Annotated in this window: 2 protein-coding genes and 1 pseudogene; all 3 read left to right on the top strand. The window is 67.7% G+C overall.

Features of this window, described 5'->3' with window-relative positions:
• Nucleotides 1-494: pseudogene (locus Mlute_RS14675) on the top strand (hypothetical protein); the annotation flags it as partial.
• Complete coding sequence (locus tag Mlute_RS14670) at nt 491-2,563, top strand: TIM-barrel domain-containing protein (RefSeq protein WP_119361280.1); 2,073 nt, start codon at nt 491-493, stop codon at nt 2,561-2,563. The pseudogene Mlute_RS14675 and the gene Mlute_RS14670, both read left to right, overlap by 4 nt.
• Nucleotides 2,536-3,049 (top strand): helix-turn-helix domain-containing protein (locus Mlute_RS14665; RefSeq protein WP_147371126.1); only part of this gene is annotated, 514 nt, incomplete at its 3' end. The genes Mlute_RS14670 and Mlute_RS14665, both read left to right, overlap by 28 nt.

The raw sequence follows: 3,049 nt of genomic DNA, 5'->3' as shown, positions 1-3,049 counted from the left end.
CCCTGAAGCTCCTCATCTCGTACCGGGCGGAGGCCCCGGCAGAGGTGTGCGCCCACCAACAGGCCCTCGTGAGGCGGGTGGGTCTGGCCTGCCGCAGGCTGGGGCGGCCCTTTGTGCTGGAGATCCTCCCCTATCCCCTGCCCGGGGAACCCGATCCCCCCCTAGGTGCCCTGGAACGGGCCGTGGCCGCCTTTGCCCAGCCGGAATTCGGGGTGGACCTGTACAAGCTGCCCTACCCTGGGGGCAGGTTCCAGGCCTACCGTTCCCTGCCTGCCCCGTGGGTTCTCCTCTCCGGCAGGCTGGGGTTCGCCGACTTCATGCGGGCCCTGGAGGCCTCCCTGGAGGGAGGGGCTGTGGGCTTTCTCGCCGGGAGGGCTTTCTGGCTCGAGGCCGTGCGGAGGTACCCCGACATGGCCGCCATGGAGCGTGAACTGGAGCGAGCCCAGGAACGCTTCCTCCTGGCCCGGGGCCTCCTGGGGGTCACGGGCCTATGACCTGGAGCCTTCCCCCCGTAGAGCCCCTGGAGATCCGGGAGCGGGGTGTCCAGGCGATGGGCCCCTCCGCGGTCCGCTTCCGCCTGGGGGGAGTCCCGGCGGAGGTGGAGGCCTGGCGCCCCGATATCCTCCGTCTGCGGATCGGGGTCTCCCGGGGCCCGGACTATGGTTTTCTGGTCCAGTCCCCCGGGGCCCCCCTGGAGGCGGAGATCCTGCCCGAGGCCTACAGCTTCAAAACCGGGGCGGTTTCCCTGCGCCTGGACTTTGCTCCCTCCCTGCGCCTTACCCTCTCCAGGGCAGGGGTGCCCCTTCTGGCCTCCTCGGAGGATGGGCACATCCGGGGGGGTCTCCGTATCCCTGCCCTGGGCCGTTCAGGAGGCGCCTGGGTGGTGGCCTTTGCCCTGGGGTCGGGGGAGCCCGTCTACGGGCTGGGGGAGAAATTCGGTCCCCTCAACCGGAGGGGCGGGGCCTTTGCCTGTTGGAATGAGGACGCCTTGGGGGTCAACGCCGAGGCCAGCTACAAAAACGTACCCCTGGCCTGGAGCCCCAGGGGTTGGGGCCTGTTCGTCCATACCCCAGCCCGCACCCTCCACGGCGTGGGGTATGCCCCCTGGAGCCACCGCACCTATATTCTCCTGGTGGAGGACGAGGCCCTGGATCTCTTCTTCCTGGCGGGCACCCCCCTGGAGATCCTGGAGGCCTACACCTGGCTTACCGGACGCCCGCCCCTGGTGCCCCCCTGGAGCTACGGGGTCTGGTGGAGCCGGTGCTACTACCGAACCCCTGAGGAGGCCTTGGGGGTGGCCAGGGAGCTGAGGGGGAGGGATATCCCGGGGGATGTCCTGGTGTTAGACGGAAGGGCTTGGCTGGAGGTGGCTACCCGGTGCACCCTGGAGTGGGACCCCTCTCGCTATCCGGATCCCGAGGGGTTTATCCGGGAGCTGAAAGGGTTGGGGTTCCGGGTCTGCCTTTGGGAGTACCCGTATGTCTCGGTCCACAGCCCCCTGTTTGCGGAGCTGGCCGCCAAGGGGTATTTCCTGAAGGATGCCCAGGGAAACCCCCTTGTCTACCGCTGGGATCCCGAGCCCTTTGGTGAGGTGCTCACCCCCTTACCCCCTTCGGGAATCCTGGACTTTACCAACCCCGAGGCCGTCCGTTGGTGGCAGGAGAGGCACCAGGCCCTCCTTGCCCAGGGGGTGGACGTGATGAAGACGGACTTTGGCGAGCAGGTGCCCCGGGAGGCCCGTGCCCACAACGGGGACACGGGGAGCCGCCTGCATAACCCTTACGCCCTCCTTTACAACCAGAGCGTCTATGGGGCCACCCCCGAGGGCCTCGTCTTCGCACGAAGCGGGTATGTAGGGAGCCAGCGGTACCCGGTCCACTGGGGGGGTGACCCCCAGGCGGACTGGGAGGGGCTCGCCGCCAGCATCCGGGGAGGGCTTTCCTGGGGGCTCTCTGGAGGGGCCTACTACGCCCACGATGTGGGGGGGTTTTACGGAAACCCGGATCCCGGGCTTTACCTGCGATGGGTCCAGGCGGCCACCTTTTTCTCCCACATGCGTTTTCACGGCATGGGCCCCCGTGAGCCCTGGCACTTTGGACCCGAGATTGGGGGGGCTGTGCGCCTCTGGCTCCGGCTAAGGATGCGCCTTGTGCCGTACCTGGCCCATCTGGCGCAGCAGGCAGCGGCAACAGGTCAGCCCCTGGCCCGGGCCCTGCCCTTGGTCTACCCCGAGGATCCCTTTGCCCATGGCTTCGACACCCAGTTTCTCCTGGGGGACATCCTGGTGGCTCCGGTCCTCCGGCCAGAAGGAAGGGTGGAGGTGTACCTCCCCGAAGGGGTCTGGCAGGATCTCTGGACGGGACGGAGTTGGCAGGGGCCTGAGCTGCTCAGGCTCCATGTTCCCCTGGAGCAGATCCCCCTCTTTGCCCGGAGAGGGGCCCGCCTGCTCCTGGCTCGGGAGGCAAAAAACCGGGTAGAGGCGCTGCCCGAGGCAGAGGTGGTCTCTGTTAAGTGCCAACCCCTTATTATGTCAACATGGCAGCCCCTCTTCAGATCCAGCTGACCCCTGAGGAGGACCGGCTCCTGCTGGAACTCTCCCTGGACCCGAAGACCCACAAGAAAACCCGCCTCTGGGCCGCCATGGTCCGCCTGGCCGCCGAGGGCTGGACCGCCCCAAGAATCGCCCGCCACTTCCACAAAGACCGCTCCACCGTCTACCTCGTCCTCAGGCGCTTCCTGGAACAGGGCCTCCCAGGCCTCGCCTACCGCAAACCCCCAGGAGCCCCCAGGAAGTTCACCCCACAGATGGCCGCCTTCCTGGAGGAAAGGCTGGCCGAGGATAGAACCTGGACGGCCCCGCAGCTCGCAGAAGCCCTGGCCGAGCGCTTCGGGGTCCGCCTGGCCCCCAAGGTGATCTCCCGGCACCTCAGGGCCATGGGGTACGTGTGGAAGCGGACGCGGTACGTGCCTTTGGGAAGACCCACGGAGGAGGAGATGAAGGCCTTTGCGGCGGAGGAAGAGGAGGCAAAAAGGGGGCGCGGGAGGGGGG

It is taken from the genome of Meiothermus luteus (assembly GCF_003574085.1).
GTDB classification, from domain to species: domain Bacteria; phylum Deinococcota; class Deinococci; order Deinococcales; family Thermaceae; genus Meiothermus; species Meiothermus luteus.
This window is presented reverse-complemented; position numbering and strand designations above follow the sequence as displayed.

Excerpts from the sequence above, each read along its gene's own strand:
- Mlute_RS14670 (WP_119361280.1), top strand. The coding sequence starts at position 491 with ATGACCTGGAGCCTTCCCCCCGTAGAGCCCCTGGAGATCCGGGAGCGG.